Genomic DNA, 26,339 nt, shown 5'->3' on the forward strand with positions numbered 1-26,339 from the left:
CCGAAGCATCCGCGGCGATCAATCCTGTAGAGGGATCACAGCAACACGAGGAGTTTACTATGCTGACCTGCATTATCCGCTATCAGATTGACCCGACCCAAAAGGAGAACTTTGCGCAATATGCCCGTAACTGGGGACAGGCGATCCCGCGCTGCGGTGCCGACCTGATCGGGTATTTCGCACCGCATGAAGGATCAAGTACCCTCGCCTACGGGATTTACAATATTCCCAGTCTTGCGGCCTATGAGACTTACCGCCAGAAACTGGCCAGCGATCCATTGGGCCGCGAGAATTACGCTTTTGCGCAGGCACAGAAATTCCTGCTGCGCGAAGATCGAACCTTTTTAAAATTGGCCTCTGCGCCACATGGGAGCCCTGAATGATTGCCGTAATTTTTGAAGTTGAGCCTGCCGAGGGACGTAAAGAAGAATATCTCGATATCGCCGCAAAGATGCGCCCCATGCTGAGCGAAGTCGAGGGGTTCATCTCCGTTGAGCGGTTCCAAAGCCTCACGGATCCGAAGAAAATACTGTCGTTGTCCTTTTTCGAAGACGAAGAAGCCGTGGCGAGATGGCGCAATCTCAGCGCTCACCGAGGGGCGCAAACGGCCGGACGCGGCGGTGTGTTCGCGGGATACCGGTTGCGCGTGACCAGTGTGATCCGGGACTACGGCATGTTCGAACGCGCCGAAGCCCCAGATGACAGCAATGTGGCACACCGCTCCAGTGACCGCAGCCGCTGATATCAAATGCCCGAAATTTAGGATTAATCCTATTCAAATGCCGCAGCTAATTGTGAGCGTTTGTATCAAAATCTTTACTGGTTTCATGACACCCAGACCCATCGTTTTTTGGTGATCTGCAGGGTTCTCAATGTACCGCGTAATCGAATGTCTTACACAAGAGCACGACTACGGTCTGGTCGCGGTTGCGGCATTGGTCTGCATCATCGGATCATCCCTGACGGCCCTGATGTCGCTTCGATTGATCAAATCCCATGGCTCTCGAAAGCTCGTGCAGCTGTGCCTGACAAGCCTGATCGCGGGTGCCACTATCTGGTCCACCCACTTCATTGCAATGCTCGCGTATGAACCCGGTTTTGCCCATGGCTATGAACCCTTCACGACCGGCATGTCACTCGCAATCGCCGTTTTCGGCCTCATCGTCGCCAACGCGATCCTTGCCTATTCAAAGAACTGGTATTTCGCGCTGCTCAGCGGGTCGGTTTTCGGCCTGACGGTATCTGCCATGCACTATACGGGCATGTCGGCGTATCTGCTTCCCGGACAGCTGGTATGGGACCCAGCACGGGTACACGCCTCAGTGCTGATGGGCGCGGCTCTGGGCGCGCTGGCACATCACCGCATTGCTGTGCCGGTCACGCGCTATTGCTGGATCGGCGGCGCCATATTTATGGTTGTAGCCATCTGCTCGATGCATTTCACAGCCATGAGCGCCTTTACAATCGAATTCAGCCCCTTGGTGCAGGTGCCACCACAGGTGATTTCAGATCAGACCCTTGGCGTCATAATTCTGAGCGTCACATTTTTGATCCTTTTGGTTGGCTTTGCATCTTTCAGCATTGAAACCAATCTGGAACATCAGGCGCGCGACCAGCTGCACCGCGCAGCCCTGCGTGACCCCCTGACCAACCTGCCAAACCGCATGCATCTCAATCAGCGGATGACGGAATTGGCCGCGAGGATGGAAAGAGACGAGACAGAGCGCGTGGCTGTTCTGACGATTGATCTCAATCTCTTCAAGGAGGTCAACGACCTTTATGGCCATGCGACGGGTGACATCGTGTTGCAATCGGTTGCCACCCGCTTGTCTGCTTCGCTTGAGAAACACGAGTTTGTTGCCCGCGCGGGCGGAGACGAATTCGTAGCGCTCAAGAGCAATTTTCGCCGGGTGGATCAGGTCATGGCTTTTGCTGAACGCCTGCACGCTCTCATCATTGATCCCATCGTCGCCGGAGATGTCTCCGTATCGGTTGGCGCATCCATCGGTATCTCAACCAGCATAGATGATGGCCGCGAGTTGCGTGTCCTGCTGCATAACTCTGATCTCGCCATGTACCGCGCCAAAGCCGAGCCAGAACGCCACATTTGCCTTTTCAACGTAGAGATGGACCAGCAAAGCCGCGAAAAGCTGCTGATGATTCACGATCTGCGTCAGGCGTGTGACAACGATGAATTTGAGCTCGTCTATCAACTGCAAAATGATCTGCAAACTCTGGATCCGGTGGGTTTCGAAGTGCTGTTGCGCTGGAACCATCCGACCCGCGGCGGGGTATCACCGGCCACGTTCATCCCAATTGCAGAAGAAACCGGCCTGATCCGCGACATTGGCCTTTGGGTGCTGCGAACCGCCTGCAAGGAGGCCATGTCCTGGCCGGAACCCTATAGCATCGCCGTGAACGTGGCGCCCCAGCAACTGGTTCAGCCTTCCTTCCTGGAGCATGTCTCGGACATTTTGATTGAGACGCGGCTACCGCCGGAACGGCTGGAACTGGAGGTCACGGAGGCGAGCATCATTGATGATCAGGCCCATACGCTCACAGTGATGCACAAACTGAAAAAGATGGGCATTCGTATTGCCATGGATGATTTTGGGACCGGATACTCATCCCTTGCGACCTTGCAAACCTTCCCTTTCGACAAGATCAAGATCGATCGCAGCTTCATTCAGGACGTGCACAAAGACCAACAACGCGCCGCGATCGTTCGATCAACGCTTCTGTTGGGCGCAGCTTTGGACATTCCCGTTCTCGCCGAAGGGGTCGAGATGGAGGACGAGCTGACTTTCCTCAGGTCCGAAAACTGCAACGCCGTCCAGGGTTTTTATTTTGGCAAGCCAATGAACCGGGATCAGGTGCATCAGACGTTCAAGAAACCGTTTCCAAAAACAGGCTCGTGACGCCCGAGATGCGGCTGTTCAACGCAAGTGGCTAATCGCGCGAAACTGCGTTCAACCCGCCAGCGAAGGCAAGAACAGGACAATGCCCGGAAACGCCACCAGCAATGCAATGGTGATGCCATCGGCTATGAAAAAAGGTGTCACCCCTTTGAACACATCCTGAACCGTCAAGTCATCCCGGACACCCGCCACCACGAAACAGTTGAGACCAATCGGCGGTGTAATCAGGCAGAACTCTGCCATTTTCACCACCAATATGCCGAACCAGATCGCGCACATGGGGCCTGACATGCCAAAGGCGCTGTCGGCCGCACTGACAAGCTCGCCGCCATTCAGAGCCATGACCGCCGGATAGACCACGGGAAGCGTCAGGAGCAGCATACCGATGGCATCCATGAACATCCCCAAAACCGCATAGGCCAACAGGATGCAGATGAGGATCAGCATAGGCGACATTTCCAGGCTGGTGATCCAATCGGCAAAGGCCTCGGGAAGTTCGGCGAAGCCAAGAAAACGCACGTAGATCAGAACCCCCCAGATGATCGAAAATATCATCACCGTCAGCTTGGCAGTATCCAGCAACGCGTCCTTGAGCTGTGACCAGCGCATGCCCCGATAAAGGGCCATCAGAAAAATGATGAAAGCGCCGATGGCTCCCCCTTCTGTCGGCGTGCCCCATGCATCGCCGAAGGGATTGTAGACAAAGAAAATGATGATCACGACGACCGCAAGAATTGGCAGCGCAGGCGGAAGGGACTCAAATCTTTCGCGCCACGAAAATCCACCTACCGGCGGCCCTACTGTTTTGAAAATCAATGCAATTCCGATGATCAGGGCGGCGTAAACAACGGCTGAAAAGGCACCCGGGAGAAAACCCGCGAGCAGCAGCTTGCCCACGTCCTGTTCCACGATGATCGCATAAATTACCAAAATGGCCGACGGTGGTATCAACGATGCCAGCGTACCGCCAGCGGCCACCACGCCTGCTGCGAACTGCTTGTTGTACCCGATCTTCAACATCTCTGGAATGGCGATACGGGCGAAGACGGCAGCGGTTGCCACGGATGCGCCCGACACCGCAGCAAATCCCGCCGTTGCAAAGACGGTAGAGACGGCAAGCCCCCCCGGCACCCAGGCAATCCAGCGCTTGGCTGCTGTGAAAAGCGCTGTCGTTAGTTTCGCGTAATACGCCAGATAGCCGATCAGGATGAAAACCGGGATCAGGCTGAGCACCTGTGCGGAAACCTTTGAATGCGGTGTCAGACCGGCGATCTTGACACTGATCTGAAACGCCTTCCAAAAGCGTTCCGGATCATAGTCGAACCCGTTCCAGCGCAGCCAGACCAACCCCACGAACCCGGCCAGACCGGCGGCAAAGGCGACCCGCATGCCCAACACGACGAACACAAGCAGGCCGGCACTGACCCACAAACCAATTTGAATGGGCTCCATCAATCCGACCCTTCCAGCGCTTCAGCCTCAAGCCGGGCCTGTTCGGCCACAGACAGGTTAAGCGGCACCGCAACCGGATTTTCCAGCCCCAGAACAAGCGCACGACCGTAGCCCCACGCCTGCAGGATCAACCGCAGGCACAGCACCGCGAAGGCCAGGGGAACCACCAGTTTCGATGGCCAGATCGGTAGCCCGATGTCGATTGAGCTGTCGCGGCTGCACAGGGGCCTTGCACAATCAAAGGACCGGTCAAAATGATCCCAGGCGCCCCAGGTCAACGCGGTGATCAAAAGCAGGATCAAGAGAACTGAGATCAGTTCGAAGAACCACAAAAGCCGCCCCTTGAGGGCACTGACCAACATATCCATGCGTACGTGGGTGCCATCGCGTTGGACATAGGAGACGCCCATGATCGCAATGATCGGCATGGCCGCTTCTATGTAGTCGACATAACCTGCCAAAGGAGAGGCAAAGAACTTTCGACCCGTGACGGAGTAAGCGGCCAGAAACATCAGTGAAAAGATTGCCAGCCCGCTGAGCAATGCGCAAAATCGTTCAATCGGTAGTAATGCGCGGTCCAGTTTGCTGAGCAGACTGGAATCCTCCAAAACTGCAGCGGATCCTGCCATCGAACTGCCCCTCCCCCGGTATGTTATCGTGAGGCCGCCCCGCGAGGGACGGCCCCGATCTGATTTAGCTGCCGCCCTTGGCGTCGGCGAGCGTCTCTACAACGAGGTCATAAAGTTCCTGGCCGGGGAGCCCCTGGGCTTCCATATCCGCAATCCATGCATCCCGGATTGGATCGGCCGCTTTCGCCCGGAACTCGTCGATCACCGCGGCGTCGATTTCGACTTTCTGAACGCCCTTCTCTTCGAGCACCGCATCCCAGCGTTGCAGCAGTTCACCGTAGTTCGCCAGGTAGTGGTCGAGCGCTTCGGAGACGGAACTGTCGAGTGCTTCACGCTCAGCGTCGCTAAGAGAGTCGTAGGCATCAATGTTGACCACCACAGGGCAGTTTACGGTCCCGGGGTTGAGATTTGCTGTCCACCAATCAGCTTGATTGATCGTGCCAAAGCTCAAGTGAGCGTGTTGGGCAAATGCAACCGTGTCGACCACACCGCCTTCCATCGCCTGATAGGCTTCTGTTGCGGTCACGGACGTGGGTACGCCGCCAACAGCTTCAAAGGCTTTGCCCAGACCGCCGGTCGCGCGCACGCGCATGCCATCGAAATCCGCCAGTTCATCGCGGGGCTCGCCGGTGCCGACCAGATTGTACTGCGGCATCGGCGAGGTCATCAGCAGCCTGGCGTTCCATTGCGCCATTTCTTCCGCCGCAGCCGGATGCGCATAGACCGCGGAAGACACTGCAACTTCCTGCTCAAGGTTCTCGACCCCCAGGAATGGCAGTTCGAGCACGGTGATCACCCGGTTTTTGTCGCGATGGTAGCCTGCGCAAAATTGCGCCATCTCGAAAGCACCAATGGAGATACCGTCAAGGTTCTCGCGGTTTTTCGACAAACCGCCATAGCTGATGTTCATGGTGAATTCGCCGTTGGTTTTCTCGGAAACCAGTTCTGCCAGCTTTTCAACGTGCTCAGTGAACGCGCGACGTTTGCCCCAGACCGAAACATTCCACTCAGTGGCGGCGGCTTGAGAAACAAAGGCAAAGCTGATGGCGGCGACGGCTGCGCCGGAAAGATATTTCTTCATGTATATTCTCCCTTTTTACGCACCTTTTACGGGGTACGCTTGGCGCAAAGCTACTCAAGCAAACCGGCAGTGCCAAGCCCGAAAGCAGAAGCACTGCGCAAGAGGCGATTTGAAACCGGAATTCTGATGCAGGGGTCCAAACTGGCATCAAGCGCGATCTCTGCCGGGGGAAGTGCCCTTCCAGCTCATTCGACCACAAACAACTAGCCGAACGCGGGTGCCGAGATATTGCCTCCGGTCGTCACAAACCAGACCAATGGCGTCACCGAATGTTCACGGGTTTAGGGCCGCGCACAGCTTCCGGGAGAAACATCCGAGGCGAAACTCTCAGTTTTCGGTAGGTTATTCCCTTCTTTTCAGTTCCCGCTATGATCTGCTCCGGAGGAAGATCGGGTGATCTGGCGCAAGGCCAGCAACGGCACCACGATTCAGCAATATCAAGACCAAAGGGAGACGCCGTCATGGCCGATACTGCCACGTCCACAAAAACATACCCACCTTCGTCAGAAATGGCCGCCAATGCACATGTGGATGCGGCGAAATACGATGCCATGTATCAGGCGTCCATCTCCGATCCAGAAGAATTCTGGCGCAAGGAAGCGGCACGCGTCGACTGGATCAAACCCTTTACGGAAGTCAAAAACGTTGATTATTCGTTTGGGAATGTTTCGATCAACTGGTTTGCCGATGGCACGTTGAATGTATCGGCCAACTGCGTCGACCGGCATCTGGCGACACGCGGCGATCAGACTGCGATCATCTGGGAGCCGGACAGCCCCGACGAAGACGCACTGCACATCACTTACAATCAGTTGCATCAATCGGTCAGCAAGATGGCCAATGTGCTCAAAGATATGGGTGTTGGCAGGGGTGACCGGGTGATCATCTATATGCCGATGATTCCCGAGGCGGCCTACGCCATGTTGGCCTGCACACGGATCGGCGCCATTCATTCCATTGTTTTTGCCGGGTTTTCACCGGATGCACTGGCTGCAAGGGTCAATGGCTGCGACGCGAAGGTCGTGATCACGGCGGATCAGGCACCGCGCGGCGGCAAAGCGACACCTTTGAAGTCCAACGCGGATCAGGCGCTGCTGCATTGTTCGGACAAGGTGAAATGCCTTGTTGTCAAACGCACGGGCGGTCAGACCACCTGGGTTGAGGGCCGCGATCATGATTATAACGCGCTTGCGGCTGATGCCTCGGCAGAGTGTCCGCCCGAAGAGATGGGCGCAGAAGACCCCCTGTTCATTCTGTATACCTCAGGATCCACCGGCCAGCCCAAGGGTGTCGTCCATACCACAGGTGGCTACCTCGTCTATGCGGCGATGACCCACCAGATCACCTTTGACTATCAGGATGGGGATATTTTCTGGTGTACTGCGGATGTCGGCTGGGTCACCGGTCACAGCTACATCGTCTATGGCCCACTCGCCAACGGGGCGACCACGCTGATGTTTGAGGGTGTGCCAACCTACCCTGATGCCAGCCGGTTCTGGCAGGTCTGCCAAAAGCACAAGGTGAACCAGTTCTACACCGCCCCCACCGCCATTAGGGCTCTTATGGGTCAGGGCAACGAATACGTTGAGAAATGCGATCTGAGCGACCTGAAAATCCTGGGTACCGTGGGGGAACCGATCAACCCCGAGGCCTGGAACTGGTACAACAACGTCGTTGGCAAAGGGAGATGTCCGATTGTCGACACCTGGTGGCAAACCGAAACGGGCGGGCATTTGATGACCCCCCTGCCCGGCGCTCATGCCATGAAACCGGGATCAGCGATGAAACCCTTCTTTGGCATCAAGCCGCTGGTGCTGGAACCCACATCCGGTGAGGTAATCGAGGGAAATGATGTCGATGGGGTATTGTGCATTGCAGACAGCTGGCCGGGCCAGATGCGCACCGTATGGGGCGACCACGAACGCTTCCAGAAAACCTATTTCGCGGACTACAAGGGCTATTACTTCACCGGTGACGGCTGCAAACGTGACGCGGATGGAGACTACTGGATCACCGGGCGCGTGGATGACGTCATCAATGTCTCCGGGCACCGAATGGGGACCGCCGAAGTGGAAAGCGCGCTTGTCGCTCACGCCAAAGTGGCCGAGGCCGCAGTTGTCGGTTACCCGCACAACATCAAGGGTCAGGGCATTTATTGCTACGTTACCTTGATGAGCGGTGAGCAACCTTCTGAAGAATTGCGTAAGGAGTTGCGAAACTGGGTGCGGACCGAGATCGGTCCCATTGCCAGCCCGGATCTGATTCAATGGGCGCCCGGATTGCCCAAGACCCGCTCCGGCAAGATCATGCGGCGCATCCTGCGCAAGATTGCCGAAGATGATTTTGGGGCCTTGGGGGACACATCTACGCTTGCCGATCCGTCTGTCGTGGAAGATCTGATCGAGAACCGTATGAACAAGAATTGATCGGGCGTTGATCGCCGTTTATGGGGACCGATGCTCAAATTTGCGGTCGGTTCTCTATTTACCGTTCATTTCTGAAAAGGCTTGCCCTTCCGCTGCGCTGATATACCTAGAGGCGCAAGAATACGGGGCAGTCTTGTGACGCGAGAAAACAATGTGAAGTTCACGGGGTTGGCCAATGCCTGCTGAGACATATCAGTTCTCTCCCACAGCGGACCGTTTGAATGATCTCCGGCGCGCTTTTGGGTGCTATGGAACCGGGGTCACCGTGATCACCACAAATACGTCGCGTGGGCCTTTGGGCATCACGGCAAATTCCTTTTCATCGGTATCGCTTGATCCGGCCCTGATCTTGTGGTCACCGGCCATCTCGTCACGCCGTCATGATGCCTTCGCGACCGCGAAAAGCTTTTGCGTGCATGTTCTGGGCGCGCATCAACTTGATCTGGCGCGCCATTTTTCCACAGAAGGCGAAGATTTTGATGCATTTGACTGGTCGCCCGGTCCCTCCGGAGCCCCCTGCCTGTCGGGCTGCTTGGCCGAGTTTCATTGCGACACGCATGCTGTGCATCCGGCCGGAGATCATTCGGTGATCATCGGCGAAGTGCGGCAGGTTGTGCAACACGGCGCGACCGGACCGGGATTACTGTTCGAGCGTGGCGCCTTTGGCCAGTTTGTCGCGCAGGACTGACGCGCCTGGCATCTGACCAGCCGCGCAAAATCCGCTTGGCCAATCTGTCAGTAGTCTCGTTCAAAAAACAACCCGATTCCGGTGTTCCCATCATCTTCCAGCGTGCCACGCGCCGTGAGGGAGTCGTTGATATCGAGGTTGATCGACAGTTCCGTTTCCCCGCCGCCGGTCAGAACGTCGGTATAAATGTTATCGGTAATGTACTTGCCTGCCCGAACTGCGGCTTCACCATCGTCGGTGGTGGTCACATCGAAATCATCCAGCCCGAACCCTTCGCGCAGGTTGCCAATGAGACCGACACCGCTGCGCCCGGCCAAAACCGCAACCGCGTTTGCGAGTTGGACAGCCTGAAAGGCGGAAATTTCGCTTAGGTTGCGTCCGAACAGAAGCTGAGACAGCACTTCGTCTTGCGGCCCGTCGGGCGATGACCGGAAAGACACCTCGGGGCGGTCCACCGGTCCTTCAAGCACGATGCTGGCGGTTCCGGTTTCCGTATCGGAGGTGGTCACAAAAAGCACGTAAGGCACTAGGTCACCCTGGAACTGAATGGACCCCACATCCAGGTCAAACCGCTTGCCCAGGATATCGAGACGTCCGCGCACCAGATCGAATTGCCCTGCGGAAATGACCCGACCGGTGTTGCCGCTGATCTCCAGCGCACCGCCAAGTTCGGCGTCAATGCCTCGTCCCCGCACAAAAATCCTGCTGGGCGCATTCACGTTGATGCCCAGCCCATACACGCTGCCCGAGCCACCACCACTGCTTGCTTCCGGTTCAGGTATCACACCGGCGCGCGCACGGGTTCGGGTCACGGCGGAGGGGGCACCAACGTGGTTGATATCGGGAATTTCGCCGATGCTTGTCAGCCCTGACGACGGGACCGTAATGAGCGTTTCGCCCACGTCGATATTCCCGGCGATACGCGCGCCTCCGGTCAATGCGCCGACAACGGAGATATCCCCATTTACCGTTGTTGAGAATATGCGCGGATCAACCAGCGCCACGTTGCGCAAGCCCACGGTCAGATCGGAAATCAGACTGATCAGGTTGACCGTGCCGCCCGCAAGAACCTGGCCGCCCCCCTGAACATCGCTTTTGACGTCCAGTTGCACACGACCCGCGGACAGATCAATTGCGCTGACAATGTTGACCAACGCCGCGCGCAGGTTGGGAGCGGTAAAGCTTGCATCATTTGTGGTGATACGACCGGACACAGATTCCAGCGCAGGCGGGCCCTTAATCGCCAGATCAAACTGCGCCTGACCTTGCAAGCTGCGTGGTGCAAGGAACGGCTCCGACAGGCCAAGCGGCAATGCACCGGCCACGGTCAAATCCAGATCACCGCTCTCGTTCACCAAACCCGCGATATCTGCATTGGTGCCTGCCGGCCCTTGGGCCATGGTATCAATGCGCCACCCGGTGCCATCGCGGTTGGCGTCGCCCTCTATGGAAAAAGGGCCCGAAATCTTGGGTACAAAAACGCCAATATCTGGCAATCCGGCAGTAAATTTCACCGCAGCATCCGGACCGGTGGCCAACCCCTCGACAGAGACCTGCGATCGGTAAGGCCCGTTCGCATCCACATCGACGCTATAGCCCTGCCCGGATTGCCAAAGCCTCCCCTCGGCCAACAGCGGCCCCTCTACCGAAGGGGCCAGAGGTCGGACTTCGGGCACCGAGAGATCAAATTTCACATCCGTCTCGGGCCCGGTCACCCGACCATTGACGGCAAGCCTGCTGTCGTATGGGGCATTGGTCAGCAGGTCGACGCGCCACCCCAAAGCATCCTGCGTGGCCTGCGCGTCCAGATTTACCGGCCCTTGATACTGCGGCAGCACCTTGGCGATATCGTTCAGCCTTGCAATCACGTTCACCGCGCTGTCATTGCTGCGCAACTGCACATCGCCCGCCACGTTGAGAGATTCATTGGTCAGCACCAGATCATCAATGAAGGTACCGCTCACGTCCCGGCGCGCTTGCAACGTCAAGGCAGTCAGCCCCTCCAGCACGGCATCTGCCTGCGGGACATCCACGGTCAGATCCCGTGTTGTGCCCTTTATCCTGAGATCAAACATGCTGCTGAGCGGCGTGATCATCCCTGCAACATCCAGCCGTGCAGCACCGGCAATGGGTTGCCCTGCGATACCGGCAAAACGCGCGATATCATCTGCTTGCACGGAAAGGTTAAGGTCCGATGGGAAACCACCTTCCAAACCCTGGATGATGATATCCCCCGCCAGCCCATAGTCATCGCCCTTCAGCTCAAGGCCCGTGATCTCTATCGGTTGATCCTCGACATAGTTGATGTTGGCCTTGCCACGGACCTGCTGCCCCAATGCTTCGGCCGCCTCCGCATTCACCAGCTCCAGACCGCGCGCATTGAATGTCAGATCACCCAGAAAGCTGCCGACTGATCCGACTTCGCCTTTCAATGCGCCGTCGAGCAGCAATTTGGCCTCAGAGAAACGCAGGTCCGCCCGCTGCAACTCGGACACGGTGAAATCGCCCACAAAAGCATCCCCGTTTTCCGCATCGTAATCCACGCTCAGATCAACCGAACTGACAGTTGTGTTGATATCCGGACCCGGCAGCGCCACGGCGGTGTCGTCCAATGTGCCGATCCGGCCATCAACATCCACGAAGGTGGGCCACAGATCGCTGTTGAGCCGAACCGCCCCTGCCAATTGCGCTGATTTTGCATTCAGTCGAAAATCGCTCACGTCGATGGCACCGTCAGCGGAACGCAAGACATCGACTTTGAGGCCCACATTGTCGCCGAAAAATTCATGGGTCTCCGGCGCGACCAGAGACGTGATATCACCGCTCAGGTTGGCCTGGATGCGACGGTCAGGCAGCGCACCTTCCGTGGCCGCTGGCAAAGCCTTGAGGATCACCTGACCGGCCACACGCTCCTGCCCGTCCGTGGCAAGGGTAATGTCGGCGGTAAAGTCATCAAGGGGACCGGAACCAGCAACGGTCAAATCCATCGAGGGTTGCCCCGGCAGGTTCATCAATCGGACGGCCAGACCCTGAGGCCCCTCGTCCAGCTCCATCTGCACATCGATCTGTTCCGTTTCGCGGGCAAATCCCCCCTTGATCAGAAAGGTGCCCTCGGTGCCGTCAACACGCTCTGCATTGAGGTCGATAAAAGCGCCTTCATCATCAAGACGCGCGTTTGCTTTCAAGCTGAGTTCGGCCGCCACGCCGATAATAGGCTCGCCAAGATTAATACGCGCAACCTCGAAGGCCTCGATATTGATCGAGACCGGGAGGTCAGGTAGCGCGAATTCGGTGGCCTCTGCCGAAGGGATTTCGGTTGTCTCCTCCGCTTCCGGCAAGCGCGGCAAGTCTAAGGAGGCAGCGCTCAAACGATCAACTTCCAGATTGCCGCGCAAAAGCGCCAACCTGCTCCAATTCAGTCTTACGTCCTCAAGGGTAAGCCAAATGCCCTGATCATCGGCAATGGTCATCCGTTCAAAGGAAGCTTCAGAGCTGAGCGCCCCGGCGAATCCCACGATGTTGACCTCGCGGCCCGCGCCCGAGAGCGCGTCTTCGATGGTGCGTGTCAGGAACCCACCATCATCCTCTTCTTCCTTGTCCTGAGCCACCACGGCCCAGGGCATGATCAGAATTGCCGCAACCGGCAGAAGAGTGACCCAAATGTTGCGCATCAGAAAGCCTGTCCTATCCCGATGTAGACCTGAAAGGAGGTCTCGTCGTCGTCATCTCCGGAGGTCGGCACCGCGACGTCAAGCCGGATTGGTCCAATGGGTGTGTCATAACGCAACCCCACGCCAGCCCCGGTTTGCCATTCTCCCGATCCGTCGGGAAATGCTTCGCGACCGATGTAGCCTGCATCGAAAAAGCCCACATACCCCAGGTTCCCGGTTGTACGCATGCGGATTTCCGCAGAAAGACCAATGAAGGATCGTCCGCCCACGGTTTGACCGCCACCCAGATCAACGCCCAGAGACTGGTATTCATGCCCCCGGACAGTGTCGCCGCCCCCGGAGTAGAACAGAAAATCCGCAGGTGCCACGGATAAACCGGGGCCAATCAACGATCCCAATTGCCCGCGCAGCGCAATGGTGGTGGGGCGCAGATCACCAAAGGTTTTGTAGTGCCGTACGTCCAATGAGGTCAGCAGCCCGTTGTCCGCCCCGTCGATCGCCACAAAGGGGGTGAATTCAGCGTTGGCAAAAAATCCGCGCCGTGCATCCAGCGTCTTGTCGCGATAGTCGAAGGTGGCACCCAACGGAAATAGCATCAGCGTGTAGTTGTTCTCGCCAAATGCATCGCGGGTATTGGCGCGGCGAAATGCAAGGCCTGCGCGGTATCTTCTTTGATCCGACGCAATCCGTTCGATCCCCGCACCAACCGTTGCCTGACGAGAGAAGAAGTTCACCTCGTCCAGCTGCTCGATTTCGCCCAGAACATAGAGGTCGGTGTCTTCGTTAAAGGTCGACGGACGCTGATAGCGCCCCCGCAGCAGGAAGTCGGTCCCGCCGGTTTCACCACCGATACCTTCGATCTCTGCTTCCACACGCAGACGCTCTGCGCCGCCAAACAGGTTTCGATGCATCCAGAACGCGCTGAGTGAAAGACCCTCGAAGGTGGAAATCTCGCCGCCAAAGCCAAACCGGCGCGGTTTGTCCTCCGCGACGCGCGCGGTGACTGCCAATGTATCGCCCGGCCCAATCTCGTCAGCTTCAATCATCGCAACGGAACTGAAAGTGCCGGTCCGGCGCAATCGTGCCGCCGCGTCTTCGAGCTCTTTGGGTGAATAGACCGTGCCGACCGGCAGGCCTGCTATCTCGAGAATACGCTCTGTTCTGACCGCCGTGTTGCCCGCGACTTTCAGGTCTCCAAAGCGAAGTCGCGGGCCGGGATCAAGGCGCAACGTGGCGTTGATGGTCTTGTCGCCGTGGCGCGCTGTGACCTTCTGGCTTTGCAGTTTGGCCTTGGCGTGCCCCTGATCACGCCACGCGCCGACACCTGCGCTCACCGCGTCGCGCAAGACACTGAGCTGTGCGGTCTCTCCCAGGCGGAACCCTTCGGGCACCCTGGTGCCTTTGGCCAGCGGCGCGATTTCCGCCTTTCCGAACCGAAACTGAGATCCGGGCGTGATCGAAATCACCGCCCGCGAGACGCTGCGCGGCGGGGAAACGGATTTGATGGAGGCAGCTTCGCGCCCATCAAGTGCGATGCGTATGATCGCCCCGTAGTAGCCGGAATCGTACAAAACCGCGAGCAGACGTTTGTAATCTGCCTGCGCAATAGACACCAGTTCCTGAGACGAGACCTCGGTTTCAGATTGCGATTGTTCAACAAGAAGCGAGCCGCCTTCCAACTCGGTGCGAAGGTCTTCGTCCAGGGCACCTTCTATGGTGACATCCAAGGCCACAGCAGCTTGAGCCAGAAAGATGGCCAACGCAGCAGCAATCGCTTTTAGACTTCGCCCTGACCACCAACTCTTCGACATCATTACCCACACTCCCCCAAGCGACAGATATCCCAATGCGATTGAACTACGTGCTCAAAGCTTGCGAGACTCACCAATCCCCATCGTTGTAACGGATTTCGCCAATTACCTGCAATCAGTCTAGCTAGCGCGCATGGAAGAGTTGCAAGGCTCTGGGCCAAAATTCAGATCACGCGTCAGCGAACCCGTAATATTCAGCAGCCAAATCCATCATCACAGTGGGAATAACCCGTTTGAAACCGGGCTCACGGCATGGGTAACGCGCCCAGCACGTCCACCTCAGTATCGACACCCAGCGTTGCAAGCACATTGCCGCCATCGATATAGGCATAGATGTCCAAACTGTTGCCGTTTCCGTCATCTACAGGGGTGTCGGATATTTTTTGAAAACCGGCCGCGCCGTCCTGCAACAGCGTCAACGTATCCGCCGTGTCACCATAGATCACAGCGCTTTCCGGCAGGGCTTCGTCCAGAAGCGTTTCCAGAACATCGTCGCTTGTGCTGGACAGGTCCACGACATCCGCAAGGCTCAATTCCAGCGCGTTGCCCAGCGCGTTATCCATATCAATGGCCTCGATGTCGCGGATATCCAAAGTGGTCAGCAATTCATCGTTCAAATCCCCACCGACATCAAACTCCAGGACGTCTCGACCGGTGCCGCCATCCACCAGATCAATTCCCGCGTCCGGAGCTTCGGAAACGATGATGCGATCGTCGCCATCGCCTGCCAGGATGGTATCTGCCCCGGTGCCGCCTCTGATCGTGTCATCACCTGCATAGCCTAGAATGACGTCGCCACCAGCGGCACCGCTGATCTGATCTGCCGCGTCGCTGCCGAACAACAGGTCAGCTTGGTCAAGCCCGCTCAATGTCTGCGCTGTGTCGGACTTGCCGATCACATCGCTGGTGAAAAGGTTGATCTCGGCGGTACTGTCATCCCCATCGAGATCAAAGCGCGCCGTCACACCGACCAGATTGTCCTCGCCCAGCATCAATGCGATATTCTCGATGCTTGCCAGTGGTAATGCAAAGTCGATGCCATCGGCCTGCAAAGCGGGGCTCGTTTCATCCGCAATGATGCCTTTGTCCAGACCATCCGCATCAAGCGTGATCTGCAGGTCAATCAATGTCGGCGCAAAGACCGGCGTTTGCGTCAGAGCGGCCGCAAGCTCATTTGGGGACACCAGAAACGTCGGGCTGGGATCAAATTCCTCAAGCAGGCTGGGATCATATCCATCGCCAATGCCAAAGGCCTGAATATCCACCGTGTAGTCGTTTCCAATCGGGTTGGTCAGGGTTGCCAAAGCGTCGCGCCACATGCCGTTCGACGGAACGCCATCAGTGATAAACAGCAGAAAATTGGCTTCGTTACTGGGCTGATCGTTGAGAAAATCCGCCGCTTCGTTGAAGGCAAGATCCCATCGGGTCGCACCACCCAGATAGGGCAGGTTCAGGATGGTCGAAGAGAGCGCCGGATCCTGTAGATCGAGCGGTCCTACACTCGACGCACCGCCGGAGTAGGTGATGATCTGGACATCCACGCTGGTAGTCGATCCCGCGAACTGATCTGCAAGCAGGCTGACCGCGTCATTCACTGATGCCCGCAGGTCGCTCCAATCGCTGAAACCAATGCTGCCAGAGCTGTCCATCGCGATCACGAGGTTCACCGATTGGGAGGTCACCGCCTGGGCATCCACCAGCAAGGAACCCGCGGCGGCAGCCTCCGTGGCGGTTGTGTTCAACGATATCGTAACAGCCTGAGAACCCGAGCCGCCCGATGCTGCTTCAACCGCAGCGGTCACGCGACCGGCAGAGACCCCGCCCTGACCGTCTGTCACCGTGTATTCAAAGCGATCCAACCCCGCAAAATCGGCATTGGGTGTGTAAACAAAGCTGCCGTCATTATTGACCACAACGGTTCCATTATCCGGGCCATCGGCGCCGACTGCAAAGGCCAATGCACCAGAACTGTCCACGTCGGTTGCCGTCAGCTGGCCGTTCAGGGCATCATTCTGATCCAGCGAAAAAACGGCATTGCGGACAACCGTGGGCGCATCATTGGTACCGGTCAACGTTACCTCGACCACCTGGGTGGCTTCGGCCCCGAACTCATCTCGCGCGACAGCTGTGAAGGTTTCGACGACCACTTCACCTTCGGCAATTCCGTCTGCAATGGTGTTGTCCAGCACATAGCTCCAGGCGCCACCTGCGGTAATGGCAAATGCCCCAAACGCGGCGGCAGAAACACCAGACCAGGTAATCACAGCGCCGGGATCCGCATCCGATGCCGTGAGCTGCCCGGAAGCATCTGCATCCTCTGCCCCTTCTGTCACCTCGCCTGTATTTGCTCCGGCAGCCGTCGTGATCACGGGAGGATCATTCGATGCTGTCACGGTAACGGTTATCGTGGCATCCGCGGTCTCTCCCGAAGGGTCGGTAACGCGGACACCGAAATCATCCGTTCCGTTGAAATCGGCGTCAGGCGTGTAGGCATAGCTGCCGTCCTGTAACAGCACGACCTCTCCGTTCTCCGGCACCGTGATCAAGGTAAAGGTCAATTCATCCCCATCAACGTCGGAGGCATCAATCTGCCCGACAACGATGTTGTCTTCGCTCACGGTCACTGCCGCGTCCTGAATTGCGGGGGCATCGTTTACGGGCAACACCTCGACCACCACAGTCCCGCTGAATGATTGGCCCGTCGCATCCGTGGCCAGAAAGGTGAAATTATCCGTGCCGTTGAAATCAGGCGCAGGAACGTAGTCGAATTCACCGTTCTGCTCGACCGTGACCATCCCATTCGATGGGCCGTCCTGAAGCACGTAGACCAGACCATCGGGCAGATTCTGCCCCGCGGTGATCGACCCCATGATGGCGTCTTCTTCGGTTGCATCCTCGAACCCGGTAACCACCACGACCGGCGTTTCCTGGGTGTTATCAATGATCAACCCTTCATCAAAACTGTTGCTGTCGTCGATGACGGGCTCGTTGGGCACATCGGGTGGCGTTTCGATAACATCAAGCTCGTCAATGCCATCTACATCCAGATCCGTCGGCGCCTCGGTGCCAAAGTCAGTCTCCAGAGAAGGATTTGCCGGGTCCGACAGAGACACATAGGTGTCACCTGCATCGACCCGTGATACCGCCGCCCGATACGCCGCGAAAGCCTCTGCAATCAGCAGGTTGTCTTCGGCGTCATCTTGCAAAGTGCGCTCGACCTCGCGGCTTTCGCTATTGGCACCCCGCACAATCCATTTGGTGTCGGTTTCATCAATATAGGCGATCAGATTATCATCCAGATCACGAAGCTCGAAACCGCCTCTGGTGCCATCGGGGTCTGTGGTCAGGGTCACTTCGGTGGTATCCACACCGTTGACGGTACCCACCTGCACGATCACCGTGGTCCCCCTGATCCCCATGGTGGAGGACGGCGTGTTGACGTCCATCCCCCCGGTCTTGGCGACCTGGCCCGCGATAAAGACAAAACTGCCCTGAATGAGGCTGAAGCTGCCGGAGTTATCCGCCGCATTCGGATCATATATCAGTTCATCGATCACCATCCGCGAGGCCGCCGCGAGCGTGAAGATCGTGCCATCTACAAAAGTGACCGCAACCGAGCCATCATCCTGTGTTGCAATCACATCGTTCTGAAAGATCTTCATGCCAACTTGCAGGGTGTCCACGGTGCCGTCGGCGCGCTGCACGGTTGTCGTGCCCTCGACCGTTTCCACCTGTCCGATCGGCCCCGGACCCGCCGCTATGTCGCCTGCCTGCGCATATTGACCAGGCGCCAAAGGTCCTGCCAGCGTCTCGACAATATTGCCCCGCAGAACGGCACCTGCGGGATCAAACAGATCAATTGGTGATGTGTTCGTGAAATAATCCGCAACGCGAAAATCCGGCTTTCCGTCGTTTTCGATATAGAGATCGGGGCCTTCACGCCGGAATGACCCATTGAACAACGCAGCGCTGTCCGGCACGACGATAACGCCAGCGTCATCTACGGCAAGGTCGATGAGCTCTTTTGGCGGGGCGTTATGTGCTGAAATTTGCCGTGACACCTGAGACTACCTAAAAACCGAAACTTAACTGAAAATTAACCAAATATTGAGTCCGGGTATGTGATCGACGACACATTCTGCCGAAATGTGGCCACAGAAACGCCATATTCCCGCACACGTTGAAAATTCATCTCGATTGACCCGTGATCGGAAACAGTCACCCGGGCTGTGACTTGATCTGAAGGACGATTCGTTCAGTATGGAAGCTGCAATCGGCAGCTCCGGTTGCAGCGGTGCCATGCGTGCGATGATATGGCGGCAGTCGGGCAAAGATCGAAATGGCGCAGTGGTTTACCAAGTGGATCGGATGGGTGCGGGTCATCGCATTTTTTGGCCTTTTGTTCGGCCTGATCATCCGGATTGGCGATCCGCAACCGCTTGAAACGCTGCGCAACGCTTCCTTTGATTTTTACCACCAGTCCAAGCCGCGCGAACTGACCCAGTTGCCTGTTGCGATCATTGATGTCGATGACACAAGCATTGAGGAAATCGGGCAATGGCCCTGGCCGCGCACGCGGATTGCCGACATGGTTCAACTGGCCACGGCGCAAGGTGCCGTGGCCATTGCCTTTGACATTGTCTTTTCCGAACCTGATCGCCTGTCACCGGCGCAAATCGCGCAAGACAATCCGGATATCCCCCCCGCACTGCTGAGCAAATTGACCGCCCTGCCTGACAACGATCAGGTACTCGCCGACGCCTTTGCCAAATCCCGGGTGATCGTTGGCCAGACGACGGTGCGCACGATTGCTGGCAATCGCGAAGAGAAGCGCGAGATGGCCAAGGTCGCGCATGCGCTGATTGGCCCCAGCCCCTTGCCGTATCTGCTGGCGTTTCCCGACATCGTTCAAAATCTTCCGGCCTTGGAAGCGAATGCGGCGGGACGCGGTATTTTCAATGCGCTCCCCGACCCCGACGGCGTCTATCGGCGCCTGCCACTGGTTATGAGCGTGCAGGGACAGATCAGGCTCGGGCTGACCCCGGAGCTTCTTCGTGTCGCAACAGGCGGTGATCCTTTTGCCGTGCGCACAAACGAGGCCGGGCTTGAGGGAATTGTGCTGGCGCGTCAGCTCATCCCGACCGCCCATGACGGCACGGTTTGGCCCTATCTGACACCCTCCTCGCGCAGTCGCTATGTCTCCGCCGCCGATCTGCTCAAAGGCCGGGTTCCACAAGGTCGCCTCGCTGGACACCTGGTGCTTGTGGGGACATCCGCCATTGGTCTGGAGGACTTCCGCGCCACCCCATTGGGGGTCGCCATGGCCGGGGTCGAGGTGCACGCGCAGGTGCTCGAAAACATCATGGCCAAAACCCTGCTGGTGCGACCCAATTACACCATCGCGATTGAGCTCGTCACAACCTTCATTCTTTGTACGCTGGTCATCATCTTTGCCCCCAGTCTATCGGCGCGATTGCTCATTTCCCTGTCTGTGGTGCTGCTGGCTGGCTATGTGGGTACCTCCTATTACCTCTTCGTTGGCAAGCGGGTGTTGCTGGACCCCTCATTCCCGGTTCTGGCAACAGCCACGGCGATCGTCCTGATCTCCACGGTCAATTATCTGCGCGAAGAGCGGCAGAGACGCGAAATTCGCAGCGCATTCGGGCAATACGTCTCCCCCGATCTGGTGGACCAGTTAACCCGGGACCGAGGCACATTGAGTCTGGGCGGCGAATCCCGCGAGCTTACATTGCTGTTCAGTGATGTCCGGGGCTTCACCGCAATTGCAGAGGAATTTCGTGATGATCCCGAGGCACTGACCATGCTGATGAATGAGTTCCTTACAATCCTGTCACGCGCAATCATGGATCAGAAAGGAACCATCGACAAATTCATGGGCGATGCGGTCATGGCGTTTTGGAACGCCCCTCTGGACAACCCCGATCATGCACGGGCCGCCTGCCGCGCCGCGTTGAAAATGATCGAAGACGTGCACGCCTTCAATGCCAAACGACGGCGTGAGGCCGCCCGCCGTCGCAAAGCACGCGCGGGTCAGAAAAAGAAAGGCGCACCAGCACGTCGCAAAATCCACCGGATCAAAGTGGGCATTGGCATCAACACCGGCCAATGCGTGGTGGGCAATATGGGCAGTGACATGCGTTTTGACTATACCGCTCTCGGTGACCCGGTGAACGTGGCGTCGCGCTTGGAGGGGCAATCGCGCTACTATGGGGCATCCATCATTTTGGGGGAAGCGACCGCGCGCGCGCTTGCCGAGACGTTCGCGATCATGGAGCTGGATGTTGTGCGTGTGGTGGGCAAGGCCGTTCCCGAAACGATATTTGCCCTTTTCGGCGATGAAACCCTGGCCCGGGAGCCCTTGTTCGCAGCCCTTTGCGCAACCAACTCTGCCATGCTTAAGGCCTACCGGGATCGGCAATGGGATCAGGCCGAAATCCAGTTGACGGAAGTCTCAGCGCTGCTGGATAAGCTCAAACTGAACATGGCCGATTATGTCGAAATGTACAGCGGGCGCATTGCTGATCTGCGCATTGCCCCGCCACCGGGCGACTGGGACGGGGTTTTTGCCTCAACCAGCAAATAGTTACCGCTCGCGCAGCGCTTCCGACTGGGCCCTCAGAATCGGTTTGGCCAGGTACGATAACACCGTTTTCTCACCGGTCTGAATATCGACCGATGCGATCATGCCTGGTGTGATCGGCAAAGGCTTCTCGGCGGTTCCCAGGTATGATTTTTCGGTACGCACCACGACGCGGAAAAATTCCGTTCCATCCTCCTTGGCGATCGTATCCGCGCCGATGCGAATAACTTCGCCCTCCAAATCCCCATAGATCACATAGTCATAGGCCGATATCTTGACCGACGCGCGCTCGCCGGTGGTAACAAAAGCAATATCCCTGGGGCCCAGATCCGCCTCGATCAACAAGCGGTCGTCGATGGGGACAATTTCGACCAGTGGCGCGCCCGGCTGCACGACCGCGCCGATGGTCGTGGCATTGACCCGGTTGATCGTGCCCCGCACCGGGGCGCGCAACTGGGCACGCGTTACCCGGTCATTGGCGCTGCGCAAGGTCTCCTGCACAACTGCCAACTCAAGCTGAAGTTTCGCCAGCCGTTGCCGCGCAGTCAGAACGTAGGCAGAGCGTGCCGCGTCAATCTGGTTTTCGGCTTCGATGATCGCAGCCTGCAAGCGTGGTTCGCTGGCACGGCTCACGGCAATATCCCCTGTTAGCTCGGCAAATCTGGATTGCAGGCGCAACAATTCGATTTGGGGAACGAGGCCGCGATCAAACATATCTTGGGTCAGCGCAATTTCTTCGCGCAGCGGCGCAATGATCGCCATTGTACGAGCGCGCAGCGCCTTGACTTCGTCAAGTTCACTGCGTCGCTGCAATAGCTGCGCTTCCAAAATCTGAAGTTCCCGTTTGAGCTGCTCACGCCTTGAAAAGAAGACCTCACTTTCGGCAGCGACGGCCAGAGCTGCACGTGTCGCCAACGCTTCTTCATAGACAAGCTCCTGCGCAAATCGGGCCTCCGCCTCTAGCCGGGCGGCTTCGGCGAGAATGGCAGCTTCGCGTTCCAGCAATTCGCCGCGTTCCGCATCAAAACGTGTGTCGTCGATCTGCATGAGCGCATCGCCCGGCTCAACGATATCCCCCTCCTGCACCGCGATGCTGCGCACGATCCCGCCCTCAAGGCTTTGTACGATCTGTACCTGTTGCGAGGGGATCACGCGGCCGTTTGCGCGTGCTGTTTCTTCGATCTTGTAGGTGGCCGCCCAGCCGCCGAAAGCTGCAAGGCCAAGCGCGATCACCAGCAGGAGCCGCCAGGGTCCCGCATCACGCACAGCCGGTCGCGCCCCGCTGATGTTATTGGCAAATTCATCTTCAATGCGGTTTCCGAACATTGCCTACTCCTGCGCCCGCGCGGCACCCATGGTCCGCAACTGGGTCAGAACATCTTCGCGCGGGCCGTCCAGCACCACCCTGCCCTGATCCATCACGATCAACCGCGTCGCCATCGCCGCCAGAGACTGCCTGTGCGTGCAAACCATGAGGCCGACACCCGTCTGGTTGAGCTCCGCCAATCGCGCGACAACCTGCGTTTGCATCCGTTGATCCATGGCATTTGTGGGCTCATCCAGAAACAGCAATCTGGGGCGCCGCAGCAACAAGCGCGCCAATGCCACGCCTTGACGCTGACCACCTGACAGTCGCTTGCCCTGCTCCCCGATGAACATATCCAGACCTTCCTGCGCCTCGGCCATGAAGGTATCCATCGCAGCGAAATAAAGCGCATTGGAAATCTCGGCATCACTTGCCTGTTGATTGCCGATCATCAGGTTTTCACGCAGCGTTCCGGTGAAAAGTTCAGGGGTCTGCGGCAAGTATCCAATGCCGCGCCGCAGCTCGGCCGGTTCATATTGCGAAAGCGCAATCCCATCGATCAGGATCGTCCCGCTGTCTGGTGTCAGCAGGCCCGCCAGCATCTTGCCGGTTGTCGTTTTGCCCGACCCAACGCGGCCCAACAGCGCGACGCATTCGCCCGGCGCGAGTTCAAAGCTCAGATCTTTAAGCGCGGGTTGCGGGCTTTCGGCGTAGTGCAGCGTCACACCCTCGACGCGAACAGCCCCCCGGGCAATCGACGCATCACTTCCGACCGCCGCTGCATGTTCGACTGGCAAATCCATGAAACGGTTCAACGCGCCCAACGACTTCATGGCATAATGTGCCCGAAAGATTGTCTGAGCAATCGTTCCCAAGGGGGCCAGCACACGACCCGCAAGAATGTTTGCCGCGATCAGACCACCGATGGTGATCGCCCCGTCAGAGACCAGAAAAACACCCCAGACGATGATCAGCACCGACACAACCTGCTGCACCATCATGGTGCCGTTGGACGCCATATTGGACCAGAACTTGGTGCGGCCGTTGATCTGGGACGAGGCGGCAACGGCGTTTTCCCATTCACGCTGCATGACCGGCTCTGCGTTCAGGCTTTTGATCGTCTCGATACCGGACAGCGCCTCGATCAGAACGACATGGCGTTTGGTCGCCATCTGCTGTGCGCGGCCGGCACTGCGGCTGATTGGCCATTGGGCCAGGAGTGCGATCAGCAAAACGACGGGCACAGCACCAAGCGGTATTAGGGCGATAGGTCCGACAATGACGAACAGCGCCGCCACAAAAATGCCGATAAACATGACATCGATGACCGCAACAAAAGACGCGGAGGCAAAGAACTCCCGGACCACCTCGAAATCCCGGATCGTACTGGCGATGCCCGCAGCCCCGCCCGGTCGGTTCGAGAGGCGGGCATTCATCGCCTGGCCGAAAAGCGATGCTGCGACTTTCACATCCACCCTGCGGCCAATGTTTTCCAGAATATTTGCGCGGATGGTCCGCAAAACCAGATCAAGGAAAAGCGCAATCCCCACCCCTATCGCCAGCGTCCAAAGGGTCACATAGGCGAGATTGGGAATAACCTTGTCGTAGACGTTCATGACAAAGAGCGGCAGCGCAAGCGTCATCAGGTTCAAAAGCAGAGCCGCCACGAGCACTTGCAGCCAGTTGCCCCAATTGGCCCGGACCGGCGCCCAGAACCAATGTCCTCTCTGAGTATCCGCAGCGACGACTTCGGGTGCCAGCATCGCATGTGCCTGATCATCGGCACGGGTGATCAGCAACAGTTCTGGCCGAATGTCCCGGCGCAACTGGCGCAAAGACACTTCCTGCTCATGGGGTGTCAGGTCCGGATCGATCAAGGCCGCCGTTTTACCGGCTTCATCAAGCGCGCGAATGATCAGTGGCCCGCCGGACTTTCGAAAAGCCACAAAGGGCAAGACGATGGCATCCACAGCGGCCGGATCACGCAGTACAAGCCGCGTTTTCAGACCTATCGCAGCCAGCGCGCGCGACACGTGATCGGGGCGGGACAGATCCAGATCCTGCGGCAGCCGTGCTGAAACAGCCTCCGCCGAAAAGGGACGTGCGAAATGGTCGGCCATCCAACGGATAACCGCCCATCTCGCCCCTTTGAACTCGGAGTAATGATCTGATGACGCTGGCAGCATGGATGACACGGCCGCAGTGGCTGCGCCGTCGTGCACGCTCATTTCAGCGGCTCAATGTTCACATTGAAAATCGCAGTCGGGTTCTCTTTGACCCTTTCCTGAAACTGCGGTTGCAGCGCGAGATCGCTTTTAGCAAGACCGAAATGCGCAGCCAGCAGGCTTTGGGCGGCCAAGGAGCGGTAGGTGCTGAAGGCCAGTCCCGCCTGCGCGCCCACGGCTTCGAATTCCACGTTGAAGCGCGCCCGTTCCACTTCGAGCAAATCCAGCAACGTGCGTTTGGCCGCTTCGAATTCATCGCCGTAAACTTCGACGATCAAGCGATTGATGCGCAGTTGATCGTTAAGCTGCGCGGATCTTTCAGAATTGGTGCGGTATGTGTTCCATGTCCGGGTTGCCAATTCGCGCACCTCGCGAACGGCCACCGCCTGTTGTGACAAAGCGCGGCTGTTTTGCTCGGCCAAAGCGCGCCTTTCTGCCTGACGTCCCCCCTGGTACAAGGTCCAGCGCAATCCAAGGCCGATCGTTTCGTCCGTGCGCGTGCCAGACACACCATTGCGATTGATGTCCCGCACAACTCCGGCATTCAGCGTCACCTGAGGGTATCTGTCTGACAAGGTTACCTCTGACTGGAACCGCGTCTGGTCAATCTGGGTACGGGCGAACTGAACGCGGTAACTGTTGTTCACCGCATTTTGGATCAACCCATCCAGCGATTGAGGCGCGGGCGCCAACGGTATGCGCATGCCGCTCGAGGGCGGCCGCCCGACGACCCGTTCGTAGCGTGCATTGGCATCACGCAAAGCCCGCTCGACCTCGAGCTGCGCGAGCCGCGCCGATCTGATGCGATCGTCAATGGTGAGCTCATCGCTGTAGGGCAGCCTTCCGCCCTGCACAAGTTCCCGTACCCGGCGTCCGATGTCTTCGTGCTTTTCAACGTTGCTTTTGGCCACGGTCAGCAAAGTCCGATGCCGGTAGACGTCGATGTAGGCCTCCGTGGCGTTCAGAGCCATGGTTTCTGACGCATCAAGCAACCGGTAGATACTGCCATCCACGCGGGCCGCATTGGCATAGACGAGGTTGGAGCGTCGATACCCGTCAAACAGGACAAGTTGCGCACGCACCCCCAACTGATTGCGGGGCTTGGTGCTGTCGTTGTCAGCGACGGAGAGTGAGTTTGGATCATCGACCCTTTGCCAACCTGTTTCACCCGACAAGGTCACTTCGGGTTCGAACTCTCCACGCAATTGCAGCAACTCAAAAGCAGAAGCCCGCATCTCCGCTTGCGAGGATTTCACCACCGGGTTGGTGGTAACGGCAAAACGTACGGCTTCGGAAAGACTTTCCGCCAAAGCTGTATTGGCGAGCATAAGTATGGCCGCCACATAAACCGGCAATTTGGGCAATATATTCAAGTGTTCCCCCGAAACTCATTCACAAAATACTCAAAATCAATGGCCTTACGTTAACCAAATTTAACAAAAAATCAAACGTGAGGAGTCTCTGCCCCTGCCGAGAGATCAGGGGATGGGCGACGCCTGGGCCGCCTTTGCCGCGTCATTCAGGTGCTAAA

General features: G+C 57.7%; 15 protein-coding genes. 6 read left to right on the top strand and 9 right to left on the bottom strand.

All coding sequences use genetic code 11. The features are described 5' to 3' along the window. The first annotated feature begins 59 nt into the window (after positions 1-59). The 3 genes from Q0802_RS00620 (at position 60) to Q0802_RS00630 (ending at position 2,918) form a co-directional block, all read left to right on the top strand. Positions 60-383, top strand: coding sequence for an NIPSNAP family protein (locus Q0802_RS00620; RefSeq protein WP_298912070.1), 324 nt, complete (start codon positions 60-62; stop codon positions 381-383). Beyond that, complete coding sequence (locus Q0802_RS00625) at positions 380-742, top strand: antibiotic biosynthesis monooxygenase (RefSeq protein WP_298912073.1); 363 nt, start codon at positions 380-382, stop codon at positions 740-742. The genes Q0802_RS00620 and Q0802_RS00625 overlap by 4 nt, the downstream gene beginning before the upstream one ends. 130 nt (positions 743-872) lie before the next feature. Beyond that, entirely contained in the window at positions 873-2,918 is a 2,046-nt protein-coding gene (locus Q0802_RS00630; protein ID WP_298912076.1) for an EAL domain-containing protein, read from the top strand. 51 nt (positions 2,919-2,969) lie between these two features. On the opposite strand, the gene Q0802_RS00635 is transcribed toward Q0802_RS00630, so the two are convergent. The 3 genes from Q0802_RS00635 to Q0802_RS00645 form a co-directional block, all read right to left on the bottom strand. Beyond that, positions 2,970-4,370, bottom strand: coding sequence for a TRAP transporter large permease (locus tag Q0802_RS00635; RefSeq protein WP_298912079.1), 1,401 nt, complete (start codon positions 4,368-4,370; stop codon positions 2,970-2,972). After that, positions 4,370-4,999 (bottom strand): TRAP transporter small permease, encoded by a 630-nt coding sequence (locus Q0802_RS00640; RefSeq protein ID WP_298912083.1) that lies wholly within the window; start codon positions 4,997-4,999, stop codon positions 4,370-4,372. The genes Q0802_RS00635 and Q0802_RS00640 overlap by 1 nt, the downstream gene beginning before the upstream one ends. 64 nt (positions 5,000-5,063) lie before the next feature. After that, positions 5,064-6,080 (bottom strand): C4-dicarboxylate TRAP transporter substrate-binding protein, encoded by a 1,017-nt coding sequence (locus Q0802_RS00645; RefSeq protein ID WP_298912086.1) that lies wholly within the window; start codon positions 6,078-6,080, stop codon positions 5,064-5,066. Between the two features lie 461 nt (positions 6,081-6,541). On the opposite strand from Q0802_RS00645, the gene acs reads away from it, so the two are divergent. Both acs and Q0802_RS00655 read left to right on the top strand, forming a co-directional pair. Further along, the gene (gene acs / locus Q0802_RS00650; RefSeq protein WP_298912089.1) at positions 6,542-8,506 is read left to right on the top strand and encodes an acetate--CoA ligase; all 1,965 of its coding nucleotides are present in this window, start codon (positions 6,542-6,544) and stop codon (positions 8,504-8,506) included. Positions 8,507-8,681: 175 nt separating this feature from the next. Continuing rightward, a complete protein-coding gene (locus Q0802_RS00655) occupies positions 8,682-9,194 on the top strand; it encodes a flavin reductase family protein (protein ID WP_298912092.1) in 513 nt (170 codons plus the stop codon). Positions 9,195-9,241: 47 nt separating this feature from the next. Here Q0802_RS00655 and Q0802_RS00660 read toward each other — a convergent pair whose 3' ends face one another. The 3 genes from Q0802_RS00660 to Q0802_RS00670 form a co-directional block, all read right to left on the bottom strand. Further along, positions 9,242-12,865, bottom strand: a complete 3,624-nt coding sequence (locus tag Q0802_RS00660; RefSeq protein WP_298912095.1) for a translocation/assembly module TamB domain-containing protein — start codon at positions 12,863-12,865, stop codon at positions 9,242-9,244. After that, the gene (locus tag Q0802_RS00665; protein WP_298912098.1) at positions 12,865-14,679 is read right to left on the bottom strand and encodes an autotransporter assembly complex family protein; all 1,815 of its coding nucleotides are present in this window, start codon (positions 14,677-14,679) and stop codon (positions 12,865-12,867) included. The genes Q0802_RS00660 and Q0802_RS00665 overlap by 1 nt, the downstream gene beginning before the upstream one ends. 242 nt (positions 14,680-14,921) lie before the next feature. Further along, positions 14,922-18,737: a tandem-95 repeat protein gene (locus tag Q0802_RS00670; RefSeq protein ID WP_298912101.1), complete on the bottom strand. Its 3,816-nt coding sequence runs from the start codon at positions 18,735-18,737 to the stop codon at positions 14,922-14,924. 278 nt (positions 18,738-19,015) lie between these two features. Between Q0802_RS00670 and Q0802_RS00675 the strand changes: the two genes are divergently transcribed. Beyond that, the gene (locus Q0802_RS00675) at positions 19,016-21,280 is read left to right on the top strand and encodes an adenylate/guanylate cyclase domain-containing protein (RefSeq protein WP_298912104.1); all 2,265 of its coding nucleotides are present in this window, start codon (positions 19,016-19,018) and stop codon (positions 21,278-21,280) included. On the opposite strand, the gene Q0802_RS00680 is transcribed toward Q0802_RS00675, so the two are convergent. From Q0802_RS00680 to Q0802_RS00690, 3 genes are read right to left on the bottom strand one after another with little or no spacing between them, the layout of a single operon-like run. Then, entirely contained in the window at positions 21,281-22,603 is a 1,323-nt protein-coding gene (locus Q0802_RS00680; protein WP_298912107.1) for an HlyD family type I secretion periplasmic adaptor subunit, read from the bottom strand. Between the two features lie 3 nt (positions 22,604-22,606). Then, positions 22,607-24,811 carry a type I secretion system permease/ATPase gene (locus Q0802_RS00685; RefSeq protein WP_298912110.1) on the bottom strand — a complete coding sequence of 735 codons (2,205 nt, stop codon included), beginning with the start codon at positions 24,809-24,811 and terminating at the stop codon, positions 22,607-22,609. Further along, positions 24,808-26,181: a TolC family protein gene (locus tag Q0802_RS00690; RefSeq protein WP_298912113.1), complete on the bottom strand. Its 1,374-nt coding sequence runs from the start codon at positions 26,179-26,181 to the stop codon at positions 24,808-24,810. The genes Q0802_RS00685 and Q0802_RS00690 overlap by 4 nt, the downstream gene beginning before the upstream one ends. Between the last annotated feature and the right edge of the window lie 158 nt (positions 26,182-26,339).

This window comes from uncultured Roseobacter sp., assembly GCF_947495275.1.
GTDB lineage: Bacteria > Pseudomonadota > Alphaproteobacteria > Rhodobacterales > Rhodobacteraceae > Roseobacter.

Coding starts and splice junctions, on each gene's coding strand:
- Q0802_RS00620 (WP_298912070.1), top strand. CDS start 60: ATGCTGACCTGCATTATCCGCTATCAGATTGACCCGACCCAAAAGGAG.
- Q0802_RS00625 (WP_298912073.1), top strand. CDS start 380: ATGATTGCCGTAATTTTTGAAGTTGAGCCTGCCGAGGGACGTAAAGAA.
- Q0802_RS00630 (WP_298912076.1), top strand. CDS start 873: ATGTACCGCGTAATCGAATGTCTTACACAAGAGCACGACTACGGTCTG.
- Q0802_RS00635 (WP_298912079.1), bottom strand. CDS start 4,370: ATGGAGCCCATTCAAATTGGTTTGTGGGTCAGTGCCGGCCTGCTTGTG.
- Q0802_RS00640 (WP_298912083.1), bottom strand. CDS start 4,999: ATGGCAGGATCCGCTGCAGTTTTGGAGGATTCCAGTCTGCTCAGCAAA.
- Q0802_RS00645 (WP_298912086.1), bottom strand. CDS start 6,080: ATGAAGAAATATCTTTCCGGCGCAGCCGTCGCCGCCATCAGCTTTGCC.
- acs (WP_298912089.1), top strand. CDS start 6,542: ATGGCCGATACTGCCACGTCCACAAAAACATACCCACCTTCGTCAGAA.
- Q0802_RS00655 (WP_298912092.1), top strand. CDS start 8,682: ATGCCTGCTGAGACATATCAGTTCTCTCCCACAGCGGACCGTTTGAAT.
- Q0802_RS00660 (WP_298912095.1), bottom strand. CDS start 12,865: ATGCGCAACATTTGGGTCACTCTTCTGCCGGTTGCGGCAATTCTGATC.
- Q0802_RS00665 (WP_298912098.1), bottom strand. CDS start 14,679: ATGATGTCGAAGAGTTGGTGGTCAGGGCGAAGTCTAAAAGCGATTGCT.
- Q0802_RS00675 (WP_298912104.1), top strand. CDS start 19,016: ATGGCGCAGTGGTTTACCAAGTGGATCGGATGGGTGCGGGTCATCGCA.
- Q0802_RS00680 (WP_298912107.1), bottom strand. CDS start 22,603: ATGTTCGGAAACCGCATTGAAGATGAATTTGCCAATAACATCAGCGGG.
- Q0802_RS00685 (WP_298912110.1), bottom strand. CDS start 24,811: ATGAGCGTGCACGACGGCGCAGCCACTGCGGCCGTGTCATCCATGCTG.